Genomic DNA, 22875 nt, shown 5'->3' on the forward strand with positions numbered 1-22875 from the left:
GGCGGCTGCGGCGGGGGTGGCTGCGGCGGGGGCGGGAGTGCAGGGCGGCCCGGGTGGGCGGCGCGGGGGCGTGTGGAGGCGGTTGGTGCGGCGATGGGGGGCTGAGGGCGCGGTCGCGGCTGAGGGCGCGGCTGTGGCGGTTGCGTGGAGGGGTGGGGGTGTGAGAGTGGGGGTTGGGCTGGTGGGAGCGCCGTGAGGGCTCCCACCAGCTTTGGGCGAAGGGTCGGCGGAGGGTTAGGGGAGTAGGTGGAAGGCGGTGCAGCGCCAGCGGTTGTTGGTCCATTCCATTCGGGCTGCCAAGGCTCGTACGCGGCCCGTTCGGGTGCTGACCACCGCGGACAGCTCGGTCACCTCCGGGGTCACCCGGCACACCCGCATCCGGTTCAGGCGGGCGCCCTGGCCCAGGGCTCGGCCCAGTTCCGCCGCCGCGGGCGGGGTCAGGTGGTCGGCCAGCTGTCGCAGGGGGCGGCGGCCGTCGACCGCTTCCACCACCGCGGTCATGAGGTGGTGGACGGTTGCCGCTCGCGGGTCATGGGGCGGCGTGGTCGCGCGTACGGTTCGGTTGGGGGATGACATGCTCGAACCGAGGCGGTTGGGGGCTCTGGCGTACCGGGATCACCTGATGGAGGTCGGCTTGCGCGCGTTGGTGTTGGACTTCGGTGGCGTGCTCACCGACCCCGGGGACCACCCCGAACCCGGCCTCGAACCACCGCTGCTCACCGCCGCCCGCACGGCCAAGCGCCACGGTGTCCGCACCGCGATCCTGTCCAATGCGGACGGCCTATGGGCGCCGCCGATGGCGTGGCAGGACGTCTTCGACGTCGTCGTCACCTCCGGCGAGGTCGGGTTCGCCAAGCCCGACCGCCGGATCTACCTCGTCGTCGCCGAACGGCTGGGGCTCGACCCGTCGCACTGCGTGTTCGTCGACGACCTGGCGGTCAACGTCCGCGGTGCCGCCGCCGTCGGAATGGTGGGTGTCCACCACCGGTCCGTCAATGCGACGGTCGGGGAACTCGAAGTGCTTTTGGACCTCCCGCTCCAGGATTGACGCGAGGAGTGGGGAAATACCACCGAACAAGGTGGACCGCAGGTGTGCGTTTTTCGCAGACCGGCCACTCAAAGTGACGACACAGGGCGCACACTGTGGGTGGCAGGTGTCGAGCGGAGCGTGACGAGTGCCACAGGCGGCGCGCCTACCTGCGGTAACGGCGAGGTGGCGGCGGATAGTTATGGCTTATGGGGTGGCCCCCGGAATTCCTAATTGCTCCCTTCGGACCATTCTTCCCGCTCACCGGCGACGGGTACGGTAGCGCCTGGTTCGAGCGGCAACGCGGACCGTTCAGGCAGACCATCCAGACCGCCGTCGGGTGCGACAAACCATTTTCCGGGACCCGTTCGAGGGTATTTTCCCGGTGGCTTCGCCCTGCCCCCGGCACGGTCGGGCGACGTGTTCGGGGAGTGGCAGCATGGTGCACCGGGAAGTGGAACTGCTCGCGATCGGGGCAGGCCCGTCCAACTTATCACTGGCCGTCGCGCTGGAGGAACTCGCGCCCGACGGCCTCGCGACGAACAGCCTGCTGATCGAGCAGGGACCGACCGTCGAATGGCAGCGCGGCATGCTGCTGCCCGGCACCCAGAGCCAGGTCTCCTTCCTGAAGGACCTGGTCAGCCTGCGCAACCCGCGCAGCGCGTTCTCGTTCGTCAACTACCTGCACTCGGTGGGCCGGCTCGACCGGTTCGCCAACCTCGGCACCTTCACCCCCTACCGCACCGAGATCTCCGACTACCTGCGCTGGGTCGCCGAGCACCTGACCAAGGTGTCCGTCCAGTACAACCGCCGCGCCACCGCGATCGAACCGCTCGTGGACGAGAACGGCGACCTCACCGGCTGGCTCACCCGCCTCGCCGACGGCGACACGATCGGCAGCCGCTACCTGGTCGTCGGGGCCGGCCGCGACAAGCGCGTCCCCGAGGTCTTCCAGGGCCTGCCCGACCGGAAGGTCATCCACAGCACCGAGTACGTCGACCGCATCGCCGAACTCCCGCGCGAGCTGCCCTACCGGGTCACGGTCGTGGGCGGCGCGCAGAGCGCGGCGGAGATGTTCCACGCCGTGCAGACCGACCTGCCGAACTCGCGGCCCACCATGGTCATGCGGTCCATCGGCATGAACGCCTACGAGAGCAGCAAGTTCACCAACGAGCTGTACTACCCGTCGTTCGTCGGCGAGTTCTACGACTCCCGCCCCGAGCAGCGCGCGCAGATCCTCCAGGAGATGCACAAGACGAACTACTCCGGCCTCGCGCCGGGCTTCCTGGACACCCTCTACCGCCAGCTCTACCTGGACGCGATGTCCCCCGACCCGCGCCTGCGCGTGGTGACCATGGTCGACGTCACCGACGCCCGCGAGGTCAACGACGAGGTCGTGCTGTCGCTGACCGACCGCAAGACCGGCCTCACCGAGGAGCTGCGCACGGACCTCGTGCTGCTCGGCACCGGCTTCGACCCGGCGATGCCGCGCCTGGTCGGCGAACTCGCCACCCGCCTGGGCCTGCCCGAGGTCTCGGTGTCGCGCCGCTACCGCCTGGAAACCGGGGACTCCGCCGGCGCGGTCTACCTCCAGGGCGTCAACGAGGCCACGCACGGCATCTCCGACTCCCTGCTCAGCGTGCTCGCGTGGCGCGCCCAGGAGATCGTCGCCGACCTGCTCGACCACCGCGCCGCGCGGGTGCCGGCGCCCGCGGTCGCCGCGGTCGCGCCCGCCGTCGCCGCGACCGCCTGAACCGGGGAGCCACCATGAAGCTGCTGGCCATCGAGGCACGCCAGAACGCCACCTACTACCAGTCGCGGTACCGGCAGGTCGTCGACTTCGGCGCGGACCTGTTCGTGCTCAACGGCGAGGGCACCGAGGACTTCTGGCCCGCCGATCGCTACCGCGTCGCCGGTTCCAAGCACATCGACGCCATCATCGAGACCGCGAAGGCCTGGCACGCCGAGGAGCGCTTCGACGGCGTGTTCGCGTTCGCCGAGGCCGCCGTGGTGACGGTCGCCGCCGTCGGCGAGGCGCTGGGCCTGCCGACCATCGGCGTGGACGCGGCCCTCAACAGCCGCAACAAGATCCTCATGCGGCGCGCGCACGAGAAGGGCGGCGCGGCGCACCCGGACTTCCGGTTCGCCGCCGACGTCGGGGACGCGTTGCAGGCCGCCGAGGACTTCGGCTACCCCGTCATCCTCAAGCCGACGCTGGGTGCGGGCAGCTACTACGTGTTCCGCTGCGACGACCCGGACGAGCTGCGCGAGCGGTTCGCCGTCGCCGCCGAGGGCATCCGGGACATGCCGTGGGTCGCCACCGAGGCCGACGGCGTCGACCTCGGTCCGAACGGGCTCATCGTGGAGTCCTTCCTGGACGGCCACGAGCACCTCATCGAGGCGCTGGCCTGGGACGACGAGGTCTACCTGGGCAACGTCGTGGACCGGGTCACCGAGGAGGGCGACACGTTCGACGACGACGTCCACCACTCGCCCACGACGCTGAGCCCGGAAGACCTGGCCGCCGTGCACGAGGTCGTGAAGGCCGGTGCGCACGCGCAGGGCATCCGGCGCAGCGCGCTGCACGCGGAAGTCCGTTTCCACCAGGGGAAGCCGTACCTGCTGGAGATCGCCGTCCGGGTGGGCGGCGGCGGTCTGGACTACCAGGCGCGCGCGTCGGGCGGGTACGACCCGATCAAGGCGGTCATGGACGTCGCGCGGGGCGTGAAGCCGGAAGTGCGCCACTACACGCCCACCGGCGTGCACGTGTGGGGCAACGCGATGATCTGCGCCGCCGGGACGATCAAGGAAGTCGTTGTCCCGCAGGAGGTCGAGCAGTCGGACAAGACGCTCTTCCTGAAGATCACGGCGAAGCCGGGCACGGTGATCCTGCGCCCGCCGGACGGCAACAGCGTGCTGGGCTTCCTGCTCGTCACCGGCGACTCGTACGCGGACGTGCAGCGGACCCACCAGGAGTTCTCGGACCGGATCCAGGTCGTCTTCGAAGAACCGGGGGAAGCCCGATGATCACGAAGTTCCGCATCGACCAGAGCGCGGCCCAGGAGGAGTTCGGCCTGGCCTGCCAGCGCCTCATCCCGTGGACCGACGCGCCGGAGGACCCGCCGCTGGGCGCGATGGCGTGCTTCCTGCGCCCCGGCGGCTCCTCGCTGCCCGACTGCCACAACCAGGACGAGTTCATGCTGATCCTGGACGGGGCCGGCACGCTCGACCTGGCCGGCGAGAGCACGTCGTTCGAGAAGGGGGACATGCTCGTGCTGCCGCGCAACCAGGAACACGTGGTGCACAACGGCAGCGCGGACGAGAACCTGGTGTGGGTGTCGCTGTACTGGCCGTTGCGCGAGGTGCCGCAGCCATGACCACGTGGATCACGGCGACCCCGCCGACCCCGAACGGTGATTTGCACGTCGGCCACCTGGCCGGCCCTTACCTCGCCGGTGACGTCCTGCGCCGTTTCCTCGGCAGCGAGGGACTTCCGGTGCGTTACACGACCGGTCTGGACGACCACCAGAGCTACGTGCCCGTGCGCGGCCTCAAGGACGGCGGGCGCAAGGGTGAGGAGGTCGCCGACGGTTACGGCGAGACCATCGTGCAGGTGTGGGAGCGCGCCGGCATCACGCTCGACACCATCGGCCGGCCGCGCGTGGACGCCGGGTACGTGGCGTACGTGCAGAACTTCTTCCGCAAGCTGGTGGACGACGGGCACATCGTGCCGCGGGTCAAGCCGTTGCCGTACTGCGTGCCGTGCGACCGGTGGCTGTACGAGGCTTACGTCGTCGGCGCGTGCCCGCACTGCGGTGCGCGGTCCAACGGCAACGCGTGCGAGCCGTGCGGCCGGCCGAACTTCGTCGGGGACCTGGTGGACCCGCGGTGCGTGGTGTGCGGCGACGCGGCGGAGTTGCGCGACAACGAGCGCCTCTTCCTGCCGCTGGAGCCGTTCACCGACCGGCTGGTCGAGTTCTGGTCCACTGTGGACATGCCGCCGCGGCTGCGGGCGTTGTGCGAGAGGATGCTGGACGACGGGCTGCCCGAGATCGCCGTGAGCCACCCGTCGGAGTGGGGCATCGAGGTGCCCGTGGCGGAGTTCGCCGACCAGCGGATCTACGTGTGGTTCGAGATGGGGCCGGGGTACCTGCTGGAGCACGACCTGGGTGGTGCGGTGCCCGAGTCCGGTCCGGTGCAGTTCTTCGGCATCGACAACGGGTACTTCCACGCGGTGCTGTTCCCGGCGAGCTTCCTGGCCTACGACGCGGCGGTGCCGTTGCCGCGGGCGTTCGTGGTCAACGAGTTCTACCAGTTGGAGGGCTTGAAGTTCTCCACCAGCCGGCGGCACGCGATCTGGGGGTACGAGGCGCTGGACCGGGTGGGTGCCGACGTGCTGCGCCACCACGTCCTGGCCGACCGGCCCAACGGCCGCGAGACCAGCTTCAGCCTGGACGCGCTGACCCGCACCGCCGACCACGTGGACCGGCACTGGAACGGGTGGCTGCGCCGGTTGTTCGCCGAGGCGGCGGAGGAGTTCGGCGGTGTGGTGCCGGACGTCGCGCCGGGTGGTGCGGCGTGGGACTTGCTGCGCGGACGGCTGACCCGGACGGTCGTGGAGTTGCGCGAGTGCTACGACCTGGCGGGCTTCGACCCGCGGCGGGCGGTGGCGCTGCTGGACGAGGTGGTGGCGCTGGCCGCCGACTTCGGCCACGTCCACCACCACGACAGGGCTCGGTCGAGGGGCCGGGACGACTACCGGGCGGCGCTGGCGGGGCAACTGGCGGTGGCGGCGGGCTTGGCGGCGTGGGCGGCCCCGGCCCTGCCGCACGGCGCGGACCGGCTGGCCGGGCTGCTCGGCCTGCCGCCGGGTCGCGCGGTGTCGGCGGAGGCCTTGGCGGTGCCGGTGGGCGCGGCACTGGGCACCCTCGACGGCCCGGTGTTCGGTGGCTGAGGTGACCCGCGGGACGGACGGCGTGGCCGATGACGGCGGCGCGGCCGATGCTCGCACCAGTATGACCGGTGCCAGCACGGCGGGCGTCGGAGGCCGGGCGAGCGCTGGGACCGGAAACGCTGGGACCGGAAGCACTGGGACCGGAACCGCTAGGGCTGGCACCGGTATGACCGGTGCTGGCGCGCGTGCTGCCGGCGGCGTTGATGGCGGTGGCGATGCTGGCGGTGGCGATGCGGGCGGTGCGTCCAGCTTTGGCACCGGTATTACCGGTGCCGATGTGGGTGGCGTGGCCTCCGGCGTGCCTGATGTCCGGGTGGCGGTGGTGGGGCCGTTCAGTGGGCCGCGGGGTGCGTGGGGGCGGTTGCTCACCAGTGCTGCCGCGCGGTATCCCGGGGTGCGGTGGGAGTTCCACGACGACCGGGGTGACCAGGTGGTCGCCGCTCGGATCGCGGCCGGTGTCGTGACCGGTGGGTACGCCGCCGTCATCGGTCACTTCAACAGCCTCGGCGCGCAAGCCTCCCTACCCCTCTACGCCGCCGCCGGCCTGCCCGTCGTCCTGCCGCTGTCCACCCGCCCCCGCCTGACCGACGGCTACCCGAACGCGGTCCAGTGGTGCCCGGACGACCTCGACCAGGTCGCCGCCCTCCGCCTCGTCGCCGCCACCCACGGCGTCCGGCGACTGGGCGTCCGCCACGACGGCACCGACTACGGCCGCGGCATGGCGGAACTGTTCGGCGGCGAGGCCGACGGGGACGGCCTGGTCGTGTGCGGCACCCACCACGGCAGTGCCGCCAAGGCCCGGGAACTCCGGGCAAACGGCTTCGCCGGACCGCTCTACTTCACCGACGACTGCGCGGTGGACGAGTTCGCCGAACTCGCCGGGGACGCCGCCGACGGCGCGCGGGTCGCCCGGCTCACCGGCGGCGCGCAGTCCTTTGTGGACAGCGCGTTCGACGCGCTCGTGCGCGCCCTCGACCAACCGGACGTCGCGGCCGGTGTGCGGGCCGCCAAACCGGCGGCCGGCTGGGAAGTCGTCAACCCCGTGCCGCACCACGACGTGGTGGTCGTGGGCGCGGGGATCGTCGGGGCCGCCACCGCGGCGGCGCTGGTCCAGGCCGGCGTGTCCGTGGCGGTGTGCGCGCCGGCGGGCGACGACGAGTCCGCCACTCGCTACTCGGGCGGCCTGGTGCGCGCCTACGAGCACGACGGCGAACAACGCCGGCTCGCCATCCGCAGCCACCACCTGCTGTGGCGGGACTCGCCGCACTTCCACCGCACCGGCTCCCTGGTGCTGCTCGGCCCCGACCAGCTCGCGGAGGCCGCCGCCGGCGTGCACGAACTGCTCGCCGCCGGCATCGAGGCGAAGCTGGTGGACGCCGACGAACTCCGGCGCGACTTCGGCCTCGACGCCGCCGGCGCGGTGTGGGAGCCCGACGGCGGCTACGCGTCCCCGCCGGTCGTCGCCCGGGACCTGCTCGACGGGGTCACCCGGCACGACACCCGCGTCCTGCGCGTCGAACCCGACCCGCGCGGCACGCGGCTGGTCACCACCACCGGGCCGGTGACCGCCGGCGTGGTCGTGGTCGCGGCCGGGGCCGGCGCGCCCGCGCTGGCCGACATCGGCCCGGCCCGGCTCAAGCGCATCCGGTACGCGTTCTTCGACCGGGGCGGGCGGGACCTGCCCACCGTGTACGACCAGCGCACCGGGATGTGGGGTCGCCCGGTGCTCGACGGGCCGTACGCGGGCGGGTTCCTCGCCGGACGGCCGGTGGAGGAGTGGGACGTCGGTCCGGGCGGCGGCGACCACCTCACCGACGACCAGGTCGCGTACGTCCGGGAGGGACTGCGGCGGCTGTGGCCGTGGCTGGGCGAGGCGGCCTACCTCGGCGGCCGGTACGGGGCGGACCTGTTCGGGGCCGCGCCGGTGATCGGGCCGGTGGGTGACGTGGTCGTGGCCGCGTGCTTCGGGGGCGGCGGGTTCAAGACCGCGCCCGCCGCGGGCGAGCAAGCCGCGTTCGCCGCGCTGAAAGCCCGACCCGCGGCGCTCACCGGCTGAGCCGGCGGCGCACCACCTCGAAGCACAGCACGGCCGCCGCCGACGCCACGTTCAACGACTCGACGCCCGCCGCCATCGGGATGGACAGCCACCCGGTGACGTGCGGGCGCACGTCGTCGGAGATGCCGGTGGACTCGCTGCCCAGCACGTACGCGGCCCGTTCGGGCAGGTCGGCGGTGTAGATCGAGTCACGCGCGCCCGCGTCCAGCGCGTAGATCGGGTAACCGGCGGCGGCCAGCTCGGCCGCCGCCTCCCCGGCCGTCGCGCACTTGAGCACCGGCGCGCGGAACGCCACCCCGGCGGACGCCTTCACCACCAGCGGGTCGATCGAGGCCACCCCGCGCCGCGGCACGACGATGCCGTCCATGCCGGCGGCGGTCGCCGTCCGGAGGATCATGCCGACGTTCGCGGGCGTGGTGATGCCGTCGAGCAGCAGCACGCCGCGCGGCCGGTCCTCCAGCCCGAGCGCCAGGGGCCGCATCCGGGGCGCGACGACGTCCGCCAGCACGCCCTGGTCGTGCCGCCCGTTGCCGGCGAGCACCTTCACCCGCTGCGCCGTGGCCCGTTGCACCGCCACCCCGCGCCGCCGGGCGGCGTCGAGGATCTCCTTCGCCGCCGGACCCCGCGCACCCTCCGCGAGCAGCACCTTGTCGACCTCCAGCCGGGGGTCGTCCAGCGCCTCCAACACGGGCTTGCGGCCATAGACGGTGACAAAGCGGTCCTTGGGCGAAATCTCCACCGCCACATCTTGCCGCCTGGGACGCGGCGGGCCGACGCGGCCGGGCCGGACGAGCGTTCTCCACCCGAATGGGGCTTGTGCGCGCGCTGTCAATCATGATGATCGTCACATGACCCCGCGCGACGAGGCGCACCGTCTGTTGGCCAGCGGCCGGGAGGCGGACGTCTACCTGCGTCCGGACGGCCTGCTGCTCAAACGCAGCCGCACCGGGCGCGACCTGCGGCAAGAGGCCCGGCTCATGCGGCACCTCAGCGCGCACGGCATCCCCGTGCCGCGCGTGCGGGACGCCTCCGGGACCGACCTGGTCATGGAGTACGTCCCCGGCCCGCGCATGTCGCAGGAGCTGGACGCCAAGCCGTGGCGCGCGGGTGCGCTGGGCCGCGAGCTGGCCGAGCTGCACCGCTGCCTGGACGACGTGCCCGCCCCGGACTTCCTGCCCGGCGACGGCTGCCTGCTGCACCTGGACCTGCACCCCGGCAACGTCGTCCTCGGTCCCGCCGGCCCGGTGGTCGTGGACTGGGCCAACGCCGCCCGGGGCGACCGCAAGGTGGACGTCGCGCTGAGCTGGCTGGCCATCGCCGTCGCCCCGCTGCGCCCGTTCAAGCGGCTCGCCCGCAGCCTGATGATGAAGAGCTTCCTGGCGGGCGTGGACGTCGAGGTGCGTCGGGCGATGCCCGCCGCCGCCGCGATCCGGCTGGCCCGGCACGCCCGGGACGCCGCCGAGGTGGACGCGGTGAACCGCCTCGTCGCCCGGTGCAGCGACTAGCCTGGGCCGCATGCCCGACCGACTCTCCGCGCTGGACGCCTCGTTCCTGTACCTGGAGGACTCCACGACGCCGATGCACGTCGGTGGGGTCGCGGTGTTCCGCCGGCCGAAGGCGGGCTTCGACTACGACCGGCTGGTCGACCTGATCGAGCAGCGGCTCTCGCTGGTCCCGCGCTACCGGCGGAAGGTCGTGCACGTGCCCGGCCGGCTGGCCCGCCCGGTGTGGGTGGACGACCCGGACTTCGACGTCACCTACCACGTCCGCCGCTCCGCGCTGCCCAAGCCGGGCACCGACCGCCAGCTGCACGACCTGGTGGCGCGCCTGATGTCCCGGCCGCTGGACCACGCCCGGCCGCTGTGGGAGATCTACTTGGTCGAGGGCCTGGAGCGGAACCGCACGGCGGTGATCACCAAGACCCACCAGGCGATGGTGGACGGCATCGGCGCGCCCGAGATCGGCCAGGTCATCCTGGACGTCTCGCCCACGCCCCGCCCGCCGGTGGAGTCGCTGTGGATGCCGCAGCCCGAGCCCAGCTCCCTGCAACTGGTCGCCGACGCCGTCGCCGAGGTCGTGCAGCGGCCCGGCGAGCTGGTGGAGAACGTCCGCTCGGCCGCCATGGACACCGTCGCCACGGTCCGCAAGGTCGCCGGCGCGCTGGGCGGCCTGGCCTCCGCCGTGCGCACCGCCGCCACCCCGGCCCCGGGCAGCCCGCTGAACGTGCGGATCTCGCCGCAGCGCCGGTTCGCCGTCGCCCGCACCCGGCTGGACGACCTGCGCGCCATCCGCCGCGTCCACGGCGGCACGGTCAACGACGCCGTCCTGGCCGTCCTGTCCGGCGCGCTGCGGACGTGGCTGCTCTCGCGCGGCGAGGTCGTCGCCGGGCACACGACCATGCGCGCGATGGCCCCGATGTCGGTCCGCGACGACGACCAGAACGGCAGCCGGGTCTCGGCCTACCTGGTGGACCTGCCGGTCGGCGAACCCAACCCGGTCGTGCGGCTGCACCACGTCAGCCACGCGATGCGCGCCCACCAGGAGTCCGGCCACTCGGTGGCGGCGGAGACCCTGGTCCGGTTCTCCGGCTTCGCGCCGCCGACCCTGCACGCCCTGGGCGCGCGGGCGGCCAGCTCGTTCTCGCGGCGGCTGTTCAACGTGGTGGTGACCAACGTGCCGGGGCCCCAGGTGCCGTTGTACGCGGCGGGGGCGAAGATGACCGAGATGTTCCCGGTCGTGCCCCTGGCCAAGAACCAGGCCCTGTCGATCGGGGTCACGTCCTACGACGGCGGGGTGTACTTCGGGCTCAACGCCGACCGGGACGCGATGTCCGATGTGGACGTCCTCGCGGCGATGGTCGAGGAGTCGGTGGAGGAACTGATGGGGACGGTGTCTTGATGAGGGTGTACCTCCCGGCGACCGTGGCGATGCTGCGCGACCTGGTGGAGCAGGGCGTGTTCACGCCCGTGGGCGGCACCGGCTTCGCGCTGACGCCCGCGCTGCGCGAGTCCTACGCGACCGGCGACACCGAGGAGCTGGAGTACTCGGCGATGCTCGACGCGGCGCGCGCGTCCCTGCGGCTGATCGCGGCCGAGGAGAAGGGCGTGCCCCGGCGGGCGGTGGTGTCGGTGGACGTCGAGGGCGTGGAGCTGCGCCCCGACCTGGACTTCTCCGTGGTGAAGGTGACCGGCCCGGTGCCGGTGAAGAAGATCGCCGCGATCCACCTGGACACCTCCGACGCGGAGGACGCCGTGCGCGAGGCCGCCGAGGTGGTGGACGCGGCGGACCTGGGCGACCCGGACGCCGAGTTCGCGCTGGGCGAGGCGGAGGACCACGAGCTGGCCTGGTACGCGCCGCAGGAGCTGCCGTTCGTGCTCGAACTGATGTAGGGGCTACATGCCGGGCGCGGGCTCCCACAGCTCGACCCGGTTGCCCTCGGGGTCCACGACCCAGCCGAACTTGCCGTACTCGGAGTCCTCGGTCTGCGGCAGCACCTCGACGTTGCGCGCGCGCAGCCGCGTGAGCAGGGCGTCGAGGTCGTCCACCCGGAAGTTGACCATGACGCGCTGCCCGGGTTCGCCGAAGTACTCGGTGTCGTTGGCGAACAACGCGAACGTCGTGGTCTCGTCGGCGGTCCAGTGGAAGGTCACCGCGCCGTGCCCGGACATCGGCACGCCGAGGTGCTCGCGGTACCACCCGGCCAGCCGAACCGGGTTGCGCGCACGCAGGAAGACGCCGCCGATGCCGGTCACTTTCGCCACGGCTGCGCACCGTACTACCGCGTGCCACGATGACGGCATGGACGCGGTCACCTCCGTACCCGTGCCGGCCAACGAACCCGTGCGGGGCTACGGCCCCGGCTCCCCGGAGCGGGAGTCGCTGCGCCGCCGGATCGCCGAGCTGGAGGGCGAGTCGCCCGAACTGACCATGACCGTCGGCGGCGTGCGGCGGATGGCCGGCGGCGACCGCTTCGACGTGGTCCAGCCGCACGACCACCGGCACGTCCTGGGCGTCTGCGCGCAGGCCACCCAAGCCGACGTCGCCGACGCGGTGACCGCCGCCCGCGCCGCCGCCCCGGCCTGGCGGGACCTCCCGTTCGACGAGCGCGCCGCGGTGCTGCTGCGCGCGGCCGACCTGCTGGCCGGCCCCTGGCGGGACACCCTCAACGCGGCGACCGTCCTGGGCCAGTCCAAGTCCGCGCAGCAAGCCGAGATCGACTCGGCGTGCGAGCTGATCGACTTCCTGCGGTTCAACGTCCACTTCGCGAGCCGGTTGCTGGCCGAGCAGCCGGGATCCGCCCCGGGCCAGTGGAACCGCTTCGACCACCGGCCGCTGGACGGGTTCGTCGTGGCGATCACCCCGTTCAACTTCACCGCGATCGCCGGGAACCTGCCGCCGGCGCCGGCGTTGATGGGCAACACGGTGGTGTGGAAGCCGTCGCCGACGCAGCAACTGGCCGCCCACCACACGATGCGGTTGCTGGAGGCGGCCGGCCTGCCGCCCGGGGTGGTCAACATGGTCACCGGCGACGGGCGGGCGGTCAGCGAGGTCGCCCTGGCGGACCCGTCGTTCGCGGGCTTGCACTTCACCGGGTCCACCCGGACGTTCAAGGCGTTGTGGCGGACGATGGCGGACAACCTGGACACCTACCGCTCGTACCCGAGGGTCGTGGGGGAGACCGGCGGCAAGGACTTCGTGGTGGCGCACGCGTCCGCCGACCCCGACGCGGTGGTGACGGCGCTGGTCCGGGGCGCTTTCGAGTACCAGGGCCAGAAGTGCTCGGCCGCGTCCCGCGCGTACATCGCGAGGTCGGTGTGGGACAAGACCCGCGATCACCTGGTGGACGTCACGAAATCCCTGTCCTACGGCGATGTCACGGACTTCCGCCACTTCGGCGGCGCGGTGATCGACGCGAGGGCGTTCGCCAAGCACCGCGACGCCCTGACCGCCGCCCGCGCCGACGACACCGTCGAGGTGCTCGCGGGCGGCACGTGCGACGACTCGGTGGGCTACTTCGTGGACCCGACCGTCCTGGTGGGCACCGACCCCCGCAACGACGTCTTCACCACCGAGTACTTCGGCCCGATCCTGTCGGTGTTCGTCTACGAGGACGACGAGTACACCGACGTCCTGGACGTCGTGGACGGCTCGACGCCGTACGCGTTGACCGGCGCGGTGTTCGCGACCGACCGGGTGGCGGTGGAGCGGGCGAGCCGGTCGCTGCGGTTCGCGGCGGGCAACTTCTACGTCAACGACAAGCCGACGGGCGCGGTGGTGGGGCAGCAGCCGTTCGGCGGCAGCCGGGGGTCGGGGACCAACGACAAGGCCGGCTCGATGTTCAACCTGATCCGGTGGACCAGTCCGCGCACCATCAAGGAGACCTTCGTGCCCCCGACCACCCACACCTACCCGCACATGTCCTGACCGGTCACGCGGGTCCGCTCGGCCCGCCGAACCAGCGGGTCAGGTGGTCGGCCAGGTCCCGTTGGTCGTCGCCGACCCAGGCGACGTGACCGTCCGGGCGGAGCAGGAGGGCCGGCACGTCCAGCGCCGCGGTCGGGTCGGCGAGGTGGTCCACCCGGTCCGACCAGCCGCCCGCGGTGAGGTGTCCGGTGCGGTCGAGCAGCAGACCGCGACCGGCGTGCAGCAGGTCGTAGAGGCGGCCCCCGCGCACGGCGGTGTCGGGCAGGCGGCGGCCGACCAGGTCGTGGACCCCGTCCGCGCCGCCGTAGCGGAGGTCGATCGCGGTGATCTTCCCGATCAGGTGGCGGTTCACCCGGTCGAACGCCATCAGCTCGGTGAGCAGTCGGCGCACGGCCCGCGGACCGGGTTCCGGGGACAGCAGCTCCACCTGGGCGCGGGTGTTGTCCAGCACGGCTTCGGCGACGGGGTGGCGTTCGGCCTGGTAGGTGTCCAGCAGGCCGGCCGGGGCGTGGCCGAGGACGTGCGCGGCGAGCTTCCAGCCGAGGTTGAAGGCGTCCTGGACGCCCAGGTTGAGGCCCTGCCCGCCGATGGGCGGGTGGACGTGCGCCGCGTCGCCGGCGAGCAGCACCCGCCCGACGCGGTAGCGCTCGGCCAGGCGGGTGGCGTCCCCGAAGCGGGACAGCCAGCGGGGGGAGTGGACGCCGAAGTCGGTCCCGGCGACGGCGCGCAGTTGTCGGCGGAAGTCTTCGAGGGTGGGCGGTTGGGTGCCGATCCCGTCGGCGGGGACGATCACGCGGTAGCGGCCCTCGCCGAAGGGCTGGAGGCTGAACGACCGGTGGACCTCCTGCGCCTCGGCCACCTTGGCGGCGATCTCCTCGGGCGGTGCGGTCACCGCCAGTTCACCCATCAGCGTCTCGTTGCGCGCGGGTTCGCCGGGGAAGCCGACGCCGAGCAGCTTGCGCACCGTGCTGCGCGCGCCGTCGCAGCCGACCAGGTAGCGGGCGCGGAGCCGTTCCCCGTCGGCGAGTTCGACGGTCACGCCGTCGCCGTCCTGGCTGAAGGCGGTGACCGCGCGGCCGCGCCGGACCTCCGCGCCCAGCCGGGTCGCGTGGTGTTCGAGCAGGTCCACGACGACCGGCTGCGGGATGCCGACCAGGTAGGCGTGTGCGGAGTCCAGGTCGTCGGGGACCGGACCCGGGATGGCGGCGAAGAAGCCGGCGGCGGGACGTCGTCGGCCGCGTTCGAGGACGCGGTCCAGCAGGCCGCGCATGGCCAGCAGTTCGAGCGTGCGGATGTGCAGGCCGACGATGCGGACGGGCGAGGTGGGCTCGGTGTCCTGCTCCAGGACGAGCACCCGCACGCCGTGCAGCCGGAGTTCGGCGGCCAGCACCGCGCCGGTGGGTCCGCAGCCGACGACGACCACGTCGGTGGAGGGGGTCATGGGTGGTGCCTTTCGGGAGTGCCTTGGGGGGAGGCGCTCCCGGCGACACCTGCGTCAGTCGCCGGCCGTGACGGGGAGGGGGAGCACCCACAGCGCTGCAACGGTCATGGGTCTCACCTCCTCGGGCGGGGTCACGGTTCGACGGCAAGCTACAAGCGCGGGCCCGCGCCGTCCAACGGGTTTCGCGGACCGCGCCGTCCAACGGGTTTCGCGGGCCCGCACCGCCCAACGGGTTTCGCGGCGCGGCCCAACGGGTCGCGCCGCGCGGCCCGGCGGCGTCCAGTGGGTGCTGCGGCGCGAGGCGTGGCGGCTAGTCGTATTCCTCCAGCTTGCCGCGCGACTCCAGGAGCCGGCGCAGCGACGCCAGCCGGCCCGGCGACGCGGCGCCCGTGGTCACCAGCTCGTCCAGCATGCAGTCCGGGTCGTCCGGCGGACCCAGGTGGCCGCAGCCCGACGGGCACTCCTCGGCCATCTCCTTCATGTCCGGGAACGCCTTCACGATGTCGTCCGGCGTGATGTGGGCCAGGCCGAACGACCGGATGCCCGGCGTGTCCACCGCCCACCCGCCCTCCGGCAGCGGCAGCGCCACCGCCTGGGTCGAGGTGTGCCGGCCCTTCCCGACCCCGCTCACCACGCCGACCGCCCGGTTCGCGTCCGGCACCAGCTTGTTCACCAGGGTGGACTTGCCGACGCCGGAGTGGCCGATCAGCGCGGAGACCTTGTCCACCAACCGTTCCCGCAACTCGCCGGGGTCCACGTCGGACCGGGTGACCACCACCGGCACGTTCAGCTCGGAGTACGCCGCCAGCAGCTCGTCCGGCGCGGCGAGGTCGGACTTCGTCAAGCACAGCAACGGTTCCAGCCCGCCGGCGTAGGCGGCCACCAGGCACCGGTCGATGAACCCGCGCCGGGGTTCCGGCTCCGCCAGCGCCGACACGATGACGAGCTGGGCGGCGTTGGCGACCACGACCCGTTCGAACGGGTCGGTGTCGTCGGCGGTCCGCCGCAGGACCGACGTGCGGTCGGCCACCCGCACGATGCGGGCCAGCGTGTCCGGCGCGCCGGACGTGTCCCCGACCAGGCCCACCCGGTCGCCCACCACCACCGGGGTCCGGCCCAGCTCCCGGGCCCGCATGGCGGTGACCAGGCGGTCCGGGTCCTCCTCCACCGCGCACGTCCACCGGCCGCGGTCCACGCCCACGACCATCGCGGGGACCGCGTCGGAGTGCTCCGGCCGGCGCTTGCTGCGGGGGCGGGTCCCCTTGCCGGGGCGCACCCGCACGTCGGACTCGTCCAGCCGCCGCCAGTCGCGCGCCACGGTCAGCGTGCTCCCAGCATCGACGCCCACATCCCCGGGAAGTCGGGGATGGTCTTGGTGGTCGAGCCGATGTCGTCCACCGCCACCCCCTCGACCACCAGGCCGATGATCGCGCCGGCGGTGGCCATGCGGTGGTCCGCGTACGCCTGCCAGACGCCGCCGTGCAGGGGCGCGGGCGTGACGACCAGGCCGTCCTCGGTCTCCTCGGCCCCGCCGCCCAGGCGGTTCACCTCGGCGGCGAGCGCGGCGATGCGGTCGGTCTCGTGGCCGCGGATGTGGGCGACGCCGCGCACCCGCGTGCGGCCCTCGGCCAGCGCCGCCAGGGCCACCACGGTCGGGGTCAGCTCGCTCTCGTCGCGCAGGTCGAGGTCCACGCCGGTCAGGCGGTCCGGGCCGCGCACGGTCAGGCCGCGCCCGTCCACGACCACCGTGCAGCCGAACCGCTCCAGGATGTCCTTGACCGCCGCGCCGGGCTGGGTCGTCACCGCGGGCCACCCCGGGATGGTGACCTCGCCGCCGGTGACGGCCGCCGCCGCCAGGAACGGCATCGCGTTGGACAGGTCCGGCTCGATCGCGTAGGTCCGCGCCGCGATCGGGCCCGGCTCGACGCGCCACTGGTTCGGCGTCGAGTCGTCCACGGTGACGCCGGCCTCGCGCAGCATCGCCACCGTCATCTCGATGTGCGGCAGGGACGGCACGGGCTTGCCGTCGTGCACGACGGTCACCCCGCTCTCGTACCGGGCCCCGGACAGCAGCAGGCCGGACACGAACTGCGACGACGCCGACGCGTCGATGGTCACCTGACCGCCCGGCAGACCGCCCTTGCCGTGCAGGGTGAACGGCAGCGCGTCGCCGACGACGTCCGCGCCCAGCGCGCGCAGCGCGCCGAGGATGGTGCCCATCGGCCGGACCCGCGCGTGCTCGTCGCCGTCGAACACGACCTCGCCCACGGCCAGCGCGGCGGCGGGCGGCAGGAACCGCATGACCGTGCCCGCGAGACCGCAGTCCACCGCCGCCGGGCCGTGCATCGGCAGCGGTGTGACCAGCCAGGAGCCGTCCGGACCGTCGGTGATCTCCACGCCCAGCGACCGCAGCGCGGCGGCCATCAGGAGGGTGTCGCGGCTGCGCAGCGGCGCGTGCAGCGCGGACGGGCCGTCGGCGAGCGCGGCCAGGACCAGGGCGCGGTTGGTGATCGACTTGGAGCCGGGCACGGGTACCGTCGCGTGCACGGGGCCGTCGGCGGTGGGAGCGGACCACTGCTGAGTCATGGCCTGATGATTCCGCATCGGGTGGTCGACGGCTCGCACCGGTCGTGACGACGTGCGACGATGACCATTCGGAGGTGATCGGTTGTGTGCGGCAGGTACGCCTCCACCAAGAACCCGGCCCTGCTGGCGGCGGAGTTCGACGCGGTGGACGGCACCGAGGGAGATGCCCCGAACCCCGACTACAACGTGGCGCCCACCAAGCCGGTGCTCGCCGTCGTCGAACGCCACCCGCGCGACGACGAGGGCAACCCGGACCCGGACGTCCTGGAGCGCAGCATCCGCGTGATGCGCTGGGGCCTGGTGCCGCACTGGGCCAAGGACCTGTCCGGCGCGGCCAAGATGATCAACGCGCGGGCGGAGAGCGTGCTGGACAAGCCCGCCTACCGCGACTCGGCGGCCAAGCGGCGGTGCCTGGTCCCGGCCGACGGCTGGTACGAGTGGCAGCCCGGCGAGGGCCGCAAGCAGCCGTACTTCATCAACCCCGGCGACGGGTCGAGCCTCGCGATGGCGGGCATCTGGTCGGTGTGGTGGCAGCAGGAGGGCGACGAGCGCAAGCCGATCATCACCTGCGCCGTGCTCACCACGGACGCCATCGGCGAGATGACCCAGGTGCACCACCGGATGCCGCTGGTGCTGCCGCCGGACCGCTGGCACGACTGGCTCAACCCCGACAGCACCGACCCGAAGGCGTTGCTGACCCCGGACCTGGACCTGGTGAACTCGCTGGAGCTGCGGCCGGTGTCGATGAAGGTCAACAGCATCAAGAACAACGACCCGTCCCTGGTCGAGCGGGTGTCGCTGACCGAGGACCAGGCCCCCGAGCCCACCCTGTTCGAGCTGAAATGACGGCTCGGACGGTCCAGACGCCCTACGGCCCCGCGCGGGCCGAGCTGCACTGCGCGCCGGAGGGCCGGGCGGGGCTGTTGCTCGGCCACGGCGCGGGCGGCGGCATCGCGGCCCCGGACCTGGTGGCGGCGACCCGCGCGGCCGTGGACGTCGGCGTGCACGTGGCCCTGGTCGAGCAGCCCTACCGGGTGGCCGGCCGCCGCGCGCCCGCGCCCGCGAAGCAGTTGGACGCGGCGTGGCTGGCGGTGGCCGAGGACCTGGGCGAGACGTGGTTCGACGAGGTGCCGCTGCTGTTCGGCGGCCGGTCGTCGGGGGCGCGGGTGGCGTGCCGGACGTCGGCGGAGGGCCAGGCGGTGGCGGTGCTGTGCCTGGCGTTCCCCGTGCACCCGCCGGGCAAGCCGGAGAAGTCCCGGATGGACGAGCTGTCCGGCATCGAGGTGCCCGCGCTGGTGGTGCAGGGCGAGAACGACCCGTTCGGCCGCCCGGACCCGGCCCACCACCGCGAGGTGGTCCTGCTCAAGGGCGACCACAACCTCAAGGCGGACCTGGAGGGCGTCCACCGGGTCGTCGGCGAGTGGCTGGACCGCATCCTCCGCCCGCTGGACTGACCGTTCGGGTGCACATGCGCCCCGAGGGCTCGAAATCCTGGGCCGGGATGTCGTACTAGGCCGAGATGTCCGCCACGACCGCCTGGGTGAGCCTGGCCAGCTCGTCCGGCGCGATCTCCACCTCCAGGCCGCGGCGGCCGGCCGAGCAGTAGACGGTGTCGAACCGGTGGGCGGAGGCGTCCAGGACCAGCGGCAGGCGCTTCTTCTGGCCCAGCGGCGAGATGCCGCCCGCGACGTACCCGGTGGCGCGCTCGGCGGCGGCGACCTCGGCCATCTTCGCCTTCTTGCCGCCCACGGCCGCGGCCAGCGCCTTCAGGTCCAGCTGGCCGGTGACCGGGACCACGCCGACGGCCAGCTTGCCGTCCACCTCGGCCACCAGGGTCTTGAACACCCGTTCGGGCTCGACGCCCAGGGCCTCGGCCGCCTCCAAGCCGTACGACTCGTGCCGGGGGTCGTGGTCGTAGGCGTGCAGCTTGTGGGCCACCTTCTGCTTGTCCAGCAACGCGGTGGCGGGCGTCCCACGTCCGGCCATGGGCGCGGACCCTAGCGGATCACCGGGAATGCCCGCGCACGGGTTCGCGTTGTGGCGAGCGTGGCAACCGAGGTGATGGAACAGCAGGTCAGCAGGCCCGTCGGGGCGCGACCGCCGCGTGGCTCGGCTCACTGCCGTCCGGGCGACCGCCGCGTATCCTCGAACGCGTCCCAGACGGCTTCGACCACCAAGCGGTGGGAAGGGAGCGCGGTGCCAGCCACGCGAACGCAGGACACGCCCACAGCGGACGAGACGACGGCCGAGCGCGCGGCGAGGTTCGAGCGCGACGCGATGCCGTTGCTCGACCAGCTCTACTCGGCGGCCCTGCGGATGACCCGCAACCCCGCGGACGCCGAGGACCTGGTCCAGGAGACCTACCTCAAGGCCTACGCGGCCTTCGCGTCCTTCTCGGAGGGCACGAACCTCAAGGCCTGGCTGTACCGCATCCTCACGAACACCTACATCAACGGGTACCGCAAGAAGCAGCGCCAGCCCGTCCAGCAGCCGACCGACGAGATCACGGACTGGCAGCTCGCGCAGGCCGAGAGCCACACATCCACCGGCCTGCGCTCGGCCGAGATGGACGCGATGGACCGCCTGCCCGACTCCGACGTCAAGGAAGCCCTCCAGCGGCTGCCGGAGGAGTTCCGCATCGCGGTGTACCTGGCGGACGTCGAAGGCTTCGCCTACAAGGAGATCGCAGACATCATGGGCACCCCCATCGGCACCGTGATGTCCCGGTTGCACCGGGGCCGCAGGCAGCTTCGCGACCAGTTGGCCGACGTCGCCCGGGAGCGCGGCTTCCTGCGCGGCGCCCGGCAGGAGGTGGCGGGTCGATGAGCTGCGGCGAACCGCACGAGACGGACTGCTCGGAAGTCCTGTCCGAGGTGTGGCTCTTCCTGGACCACGAGTGCGACCAGAAGCGGCGCGAGCTGCTCCAGACGCACCTGGAGGAGTGTCACCCGTGCCTGGAGGAGTACGGGATCGAGGAGCACCTCAAGGCGCTGCTCGCCAAGAAGTGCGGCGGCGAGCACGCGCCGGAGGAGCTGAAACGGCGGCTCCGGGCGCGGATCCACCAGACGACGGCCGAGGGCGGTCGGGTGGACGTGTCCGTGGAGGTGACCGACGTCGAGGTCAAGGCCGTCGGGATCAAGGACGTTGAGGTCAAGGGCAAGGACGTCGGGATCGCGAGCAAGTCGGACGCTTGAGGCCGGCTGGTCGGCCGGTCGAGTGCCCTTGGAACGGCGAAGGCCCCGGAGCGGTCGCTCCGGGGCCTTCGCGCGAGCCCGAGATGATCAGGCGTTGGGGCGCTTCCCGTGGTTGGCGCCGCCCTTCTTGCGGTCGCGGCGCTTGCGGGCACGCTTCGACATGGCGTTCTCCTTGTAGCTCGGACTGCCTCGACACAGTGTCTCACCCGGTCGGCCTGACCTGGCGCGGGGGCGCGGTCGTGGTTGGATTGGGGGCGAGGAGCGGAGGGTGCGATGGCCGAGGAGATCCGGGCGGAGATCGTCGCCAACGTGGCGAGGGTCGACGTGCGCGTGGGTGACGAGGTCACCGGCGGGACGACCGTCGTGCTCCTCGAAAGCATGAAGATGGAGATCCCCGTCCTGCCCGAGGGGCCCGGCCGGGTCTCGCGCATCAGCGTCAAGGAAGGCGACGTCGTGCAAGAGGGCGACCTGATCGCGGTGGTGGAGTAAAGCTGTCCACGCTCACCGACCTGCTGGCCGAGCACACCAAGCTCTCCGGATCGGCCGTCGACCACCTCCAGCTCGTGGTGGCCGAGTGGCAGCTGCTGTCCGACCTGTCCTTCGCCGACTTCCTGCTGTGGGTGCCGCTGGACGACACCACGTTCCTGTGCGTCGCCCAGGCCCGCCCGACGACCGCCCCCACGGCGCACCCCGAGGACGTCGTGGGCAGCACCGTGGACGTCGAGGAGCACCCCCAGCTGCGCCGCGCCATGGCCGAGTCCCGGATCTGCCGCGAGGAGGACCCGCGCTGGCACCTGGGCGTGCCGGTGCGCCGGGAGGCCATCCCCGTGCGGCTCGGGTCCGAGGTCATCGCCGTGCTCAGCCGGAACACGAACCTGGCCGTGCCGCGCGTGCCGAGCCCGTTGGAGATCTCCTACCTGGGCAGCGCGGCCGACCTGTGCCAGATGATCTCGGACGGGACGTTCCCGACCACCGAGCCGTCGCCCGACGTGCACACCAGCCCACGGGTGGGTGACGGCCTCATCCGGTTGGACGCGTCCGGGGCGGTCGTGTTCGCCAGTCCCAACGCGTTGAGCGCCTACCACCGGATGGGGCACGCGTCCGACCTGGTGGGGGTGCACCTCGCGCCGTTGACGCGGTCGCTGATCGGGGACCCGTTCGACGCGACCGAGGTCGCCCAGCGCATCCGGATGGCGTTGGACGGGCAGCCCAGCATGCGGATCGAGGCGGAGAGCCGGCGTGGCGCGGCGGTGCTGTTCCGGGCCCTGCCGCTGAGGCCGCGCGGGTCGGCGGCGGGCGCGTTGGTGCTGTGCCGGGACGTGACGGAGGTGCGGCGGCGGGACCGGGCGTTGCTGTCCAAGGACGCGACGATCCGCGAGATCCACCACCGGGTGAAGAACAACCTCCAGACCGTGGCCGCGCTCCTGCGCTTGCAGAGCCGCCGGACCAGCAGTGAAGAGGCCCGGGAGGCGCTGGCCGAGTCGGTGCGGCGGGTGACCTCCATCGCGATGGTGCACGAGACGCTGTCCATGTCGGTGGACGAGCGGGTGGACCTGGACGACGTGGTGGACAAGGTCATCCCGATGATGTCGGACGTCGCCGCCACGGAGTCGCAGGTCGTGGTGCGGCGGGAGGGTCCGTTCGGGATCGTGCCGGCCGAGCTGGCGACGCCGTTGGTGATGGTGCTGACGGAGCTGGTGCAGAACGCGTTCGAGCACGCTTACGCCGCGGGCCAGCGCGGTGAGGTGGTCGTGCACGCGGAGCGGTCCGCGAAGTGGCTGGACGTGGTGATCTCGGACGACGGCAAGGGCCTCCCGCCGGGGTTCTCGCTGGAGCGGACGGACCGGCTCGGGTTGCAGATCGTGCGGACGTTGGTGGAGTCGGAGTTGCGCGGGAGTTTGAGCTTGCGGCGCCGGCCCAGGGGTGGGACCGAGGCTGTGTTGCGCGTTCCTCTTCGTGCACGTCGCTGACTGCTTGAGCTGGACGCGCTGCGCGCTCTTGGGCGGGTCGGGCCGGTGTGCTGTCAAGATCAGAGCGAAGAGCGAAAAGCGGCGCTCGCCGCGCGGCAGGCCCCCGGGGGTGGAAGGGCGTCGGTTCGTCCCCCGCACGGCCTGCCGGAGGCAACCACCCTTTGGTCTTCTCCGCAACCGGAAAAGCTGGTTGCGGAGAAGACCAAAGCGCGGTTGGGCTGCG

General features: G+C 72.7%; 23 protein-coding genes. 16 read left to right on the forward strand and 7 right to left on the reverse strand.

Translation table 11 applies throughout. From position 1 onward, the window contains the following. Positions 1-234 precede the first annotated feature (234 nt). Positions 235-576 (reverse strand): Rv3235 family protein, encoded by a 342-nt coding sequence (locus AB0A74_RS37720; protein ID WP_358257272.1) that lies wholly within the window; start codon positions 574-576, stop codon positions 235-237. On the opposite strand from AB0A74_RS37720, the gene AB0A74_RS37725 reads away from it, so the two are divergent. The 6 genes from AB0A74_RS37725 (at position 575) to AB0A74_RS37750 (ending at position 8037) form a co-directional block, all read left to right on the forward strand. Beyond that, a complete protein-coding gene (locus tag AB0A74_RS37725) occupies positions 575-1048 on the forward strand; it encodes an HAD-IA family hydrolase (RefSeq protein WP_358257273.1) in 474 nt (157 codons plus the stop codon). The two genes, AB0A74_RS37720 and AB0A74_RS37725, sit on opposite strands and share 2 nt — an antisense overlap. A 418-nt stretch (positions 1049-1466) precedes the next feature. Then, positions 1467-2780, forward strand: a complete 1314-nt coding sequence (locus tag AB0A74_RS37730; RefSeq protein WP_358257274.1) for a SidA/IucD/PvdA family monooxygenase — start codon at positions 1467-1469, stop codon at positions 2778-2780. Positions 2781-2794: 14 nt separating this feature from the next. Next, on the forward strand, positions 2795-4054 hold the full coding sequence (locus AB0A74_RS37735) for an ATP-grasp domain-containing protein (RefSeq protein ID WP_358257275.1): 1260 nt from the start codon (positions 2795-2797) through the stop codon (positions 4052-4054). Then, entirely contained in the window at positions 4051-4404 is a 354-nt protein-coding gene (locus tag AB0A74_RS37740; protein WP_358257276.1) for a cupin domain-containing protein, read from the forward strand. Before AB0A74_RS37735 ends, AB0A74_RS37740 begins: the two co-directional genes overlap by 4 nt. Beyond that, the gene (locus AB0A74_RS37745; protein WP_358257277.1) at positions 4401-5981 is read left to right on the forward strand and encodes a class I tRNA ligase family protein; all 1581 of its coding nucleotides are present in this window, start codon (positions 4401-4403) and stop codon (positions 5979-5981) included. Before AB0A74_RS37740 ends, AB0A74_RS37745 begins: the two co-directional genes overlap by 4 nt. A gap of 361 nt (positions 5982-6342) precedes the next feature. Continuing rightward, a complete protein-coding gene (locus tag AB0A74_RS37750) occupies positions 6343-8037 on the forward strand; it encodes an FAD-dependent oxidoreductase (RefSeq protein ID WP_358257278.1) in 1695 nt (564 codons plus the stop codon). Here the strand turns inward: AB0A74_RS37750 and AB0A74_RS37755 are convergent. Beyond that, complete coding sequence (locus AB0A74_RS37755; protein WP_358257279.1) at positions 8027-8776, reverse strand: RNA methyltransferase; 750 nt, start codon at positions 8774-8776, stop codon at positions 8027-8029. The two genes, AB0A74_RS37750 and AB0A74_RS37755, sit on opposite strands and share 11 nt — an antisense overlap. A gap of 109 nt (positions 8777-8885) precedes the next feature. On the opposite strand from AB0A74_RS37755, the gene AB0A74_RS37760 reads away from it, so the two are divergent. Genes AB0A74_RS37760 through AB0A74_RS37770 form a run of 3 tightly spaced genes read left to right on the forward strand, consistent with a single transcriptional unit; the run spans position 8886 to position 11426 of the window. Next, complete coding sequence (locus AB0A74_RS37760; RefSeq protein ID WP_358257280.1) at positions 8886-9542, forward strand: phosphotransferase; 657 nt, start codon at positions 8886-8888, stop codon at positions 9540-9542. Between the two features lie 10 nt (positions 9543-9552). Beyond that, positions 9553-10935 (forward strand): wax ester/triacylglycerol synthase family O-acyltransferase, encoded by a 1383-nt coding sequence (locus AB0A74_RS37765; protein WP_343935845.1) that lies wholly within the window; start codon positions 9553-9555, stop codon positions 10933-10935. Beyond that, the gene (locus AB0A74_RS37770; protein ID WP_358257282.1) at positions 10935-11426 is read left to right on the forward strand and encodes a hypothetical protein; all 492 of its coding nucleotides are present in this window, start codon (positions 10935-10937) and stop codon (positions 11424-11426) included. Before AB0A74_RS37765 ends, AB0A74_RS37770 begins: the two co-directional genes overlap by 1 nt. Before the next feature lie 3 nt (positions 11427-11429). Here the strand turns inward: AB0A74_RS37770 and AB0A74_RS37775 are convergent, their stop codons facing one another. Then, positions 11430-11798 (reverse strand): VOC family protein, encoded by a 369-nt coding sequence (locus AB0A74_RS37775; RefSeq protein ID WP_343935843.1) that lies wholly within the window; start codon positions 11796-11798, stop codon positions 11430-11432. A gap of 37 nt (positions 11799-11835) precedes the next feature. Between AB0A74_RS37775 and pruA the strand changes: the two genes are divergently transcribed. After that, on the forward strand, positions 11836-13461 hold the full coding sequence (gene pruA, locus AB0A74_RS37780) for an L-glutamate gamma-semialdehyde dehydrogenase (protein WP_358257284.1): 1626 nt from the start codon (positions 11836-11838) through the stop codon (positions 13459-13461). Between the two features lie 4 nt (positions 13462-13465). Here the strand turns inward: pruA and AB0A74_RS37785 are convergent, their stop codons facing one another. From AB0A74_RS37785 to aroA, 3 genes are all read right to left on the reverse strand, one after another. Next, entirely contained in the window at positions 13466-14902 is a 1437-nt protein-coding gene (locus tag AB0A74_RS37785) for an FAD-dependent monooxygenase (RefSeq protein WP_358257286.1), read from the reverse strand. Between the two features lie 310 nt (positions 14903-15212). Further along, entirely contained in the window at positions 15213-16220 is a 1008-nt protein-coding gene (gene rsgA / locus AB0A74_RS37790; RefSeq protein ID WP_358257288.1) for a ribosome small subunit-dependent GTPase A, read from the reverse strand. Between the two features lie 2 nt (positions 16221-16222). Further along, positions 16223-17488, reverse strand: a complete 1266-nt coding sequence (aroA, locus tag AB0A74_RS37795) for a 3-phosphoshikimate 1-carboxyvinyltransferase (RefSeq protein WP_358257289.1) — start codon at positions 17486-17488, stop codon at positions 16223-16225. Positions 17489-17572: 84 nt separating this feature from the next. Here aroA and AB0A74_RS37800 point away from each other — a divergent pair, with 84 nt between their 5' ends. Both AB0A74_RS37800 and AB0A74_RS37805 read left to right on the forward strand, forming a co-directional pair. Beyond that, a complete protein-coding gene (locus tag AB0A74_RS37800; RefSeq protein WP_358257291.1) occupies positions 17573-18334 on the forward strand; it encodes an SOS response-associated peptidase in 762 nt (253 codons plus the stop codon). Continuing rightward, positions 18331-18942, forward strand: a complete 612-nt coding sequence (locus AB0A74_RS37805; RefSeq protein WP_358257293.1) for an alpha/beta family hydrolase — start codon at positions 18331-18333, stop codon at positions 18940-18942. The genes AB0A74_RS37800 and AB0A74_RS37805 overlap by 4 nt, the downstream gene beginning before the upstream one ends. A gap of 55 nt (positions 18943-18997) precedes the next feature. On the opposite strand, the gene ybaK is transcribed toward AB0A74_RS37805, so the two are convergent. Then, the gene (ybaK, locus tag AB0A74_RS37810) at positions 18998-19474 is read right to left on the reverse strand and encodes a Cys-tRNA(Pro) deacylase (protein WP_358257295.1); all 477 of its coding nucleotides are present in this window, start codon (positions 19472-19474) and stop codon (positions 18998-19000) included. A gap of 210 nt (positions 19475-19684) precedes the next feature. On the opposite strand from ybaK, the gene AB0A74_RS37815 reads away from it, so the two are divergent. The 4 genes from AB0A74_RS37815 to AB0A74_RS37830 all read left to right on the forward strand — a co-directional run bounded on the left by AB0A74_RS37815 (position 19685) and on the right by AB0A74_RS37830 (position 22652). Further along, positions 19685-20314 (forward strand): sigma-70 family RNA polymerase sigma factor, encoded by a 630-nt coding sequence (locus AB0A74_RS37815; RefSeq protein ID WP_343935835.1) that lies wholly within the window; start codon positions 19685-19687, stop codon positions 20312-20314. Beyond that, entirely contained in the window at positions 20311-20682 is a 372-nt protein-coding gene (gene rsrA, locus AB0A74_RS37820; RefSeq protein WP_358257297.1) for a mycothiol system anti-sigma-R factor, read from the forward strand. Before AB0A74_RS37815 ends, rsrA begins: the two co-directional genes overlap by 4 nt. 273 nt (positions 20683-20955) lie before the next feature. Beyond that, positions 20956-21171, forward strand: a complete 216-nt coding sequence (locus AB0A74_RS37825; protein WP_343935833.1) for a biotin/lipoyl-binding carrier protein — start codon at positions 20956-20958, stop codon at positions 21169-21171. A gap of 2 nt (positions 21172-21173) precedes the next feature. Beyond that, positions 21174-22652: a histidine kinase N-terminal domain-containing protein gene (locus AB0A74_RS37830; RefSeq protein WP_358257299.1), complete on the forward strand. Its 1479-nt coding sequence runs from the start codon at positions 21174-21176 to the stop codon at positions 22650-22652. Positions 22653-22875: the final 223 nt, after the last annotated feature.

The organism is Saccharothrix sp. NPDC042600, from assembly GCF_040647305.1.
GTDB classification, from domain to species: Bacteria; Actinomycetota; Actinomycetes; order Mycobacteriales; family Pseudonocardiaceae; genus Actinosynnema; species Actinosynnema mutabilis.

Bases quoted from the DNA above. Each gene is read 5' to 3' on its own strand.
- AB0A74_RS37805 (WP_358257293.1), top strand. From the start codon at position 18,331: ATGACGGCTCGGACGGTCCAGACGCCCTACGGCCCCGCGCGGGCCGAG.
- AB0A74_RS37725 (WP_358257273.1), top strand. From the start codon at position 575: ATGCTCGAACCGAGGCGGTTGGGGGCTCTGGCGTACCGGGATCACCTG.
- ybaK (WP_358257295.1), bottom strand. From the start codon at position 19,474: ATGGCCGGACGTGGGACGCCCGCCACCGCGTTGCTGGACAAGCAGAAG.
- rsrA (WP_358257297.1), top strand. From the start codon at position 20,311: ATGAGCTGCGGCGAACCGCACGAGACGGACTGCTCGGAAGTCCTGTCC.
- pruA (WP_358257284.1), top strand. From the start codon at position 11,836: ATGGACGCGGTCACCTCCGTACCCGTGCCGGCCAACGAACCCGTGCGG.
- AB0A74_RS37735 (WP_358257275.1), top strand. From the start codon at position 2,795: ATGAAGCTGCTGGCCATCGAGGCACGCCAGAACGCCACCTACTACCAG.
- AB0A74_RS37770 (WP_358257282.1), top strand. From the start codon at position 10,935: ATGAGGGTGTACCTCCCGGCGACCGTGGCGATGCTGCGCGACCTGGTG.
- AB0A74_RS37740 (WP_358257276.1), top strand. From the start codon at position 4,051: ATGATCACGAAGTTCCGCATCGACCAGAGCGCGGCCCAGGAGGAGTTC.
- aroA (WP_358257289.1), bottom strand. From the start codon at position 17,488: ATGACTCAGCAGTGGTCCGCTCCCACCGCCGACGGCCCCGTGCACGCG.
- AB0A74_RS37720 (WP_358257272.1), bottom strand. From the start codon at position 576: ATGTCATCCCCCAACCGAACCGTACGCGCGACCACGCCGCCCCATGAC.
- AB0A74_RS37760 (WP_358257280.1), top strand. From the start codon at position 8,886: ATGACCCCGCGCGACGAGGCGCACCGTCTGTTGGCCAGCGGCCGGGAG.
- AB0A74_RS37825 (WP_343935833.1), top strand. From the start codon at position 20,956: ATGGCCGAGGAGATCCGGGCGGAGATCGTCGCCAACGTGGCGAGGGTC.
- AB0A74_RS37745 (WP_358257277.1), top strand. From the start codon at position 4,401: ATGACCACGTGGATCACGGCGACCCCGCCGACCCCGAACGGTGATTTG.
- AB0A74_RS37785 (WP_358257286.1), bottom strand. From the start codon at position 14,902: ATGACCCCCTCCACCGACGTGGTCGTCGTCGGCTGCGGACCCACCGGC.
- AB0A74_RS37765 (WP_343935845.1), top strand. From the start codon at position 9,553: ATGCCCGACCGACTCTCCGCGCTGGACGCCTCGTTCCTGTACCTGGAG.
- AB0A74_RS37730 (WP_358257274.1), top strand. From the start codon at position 1,467: ATGGTGCACCGGGAAGTGGAACTGCTCGCGATCGGGGCAGGCCCGTCC.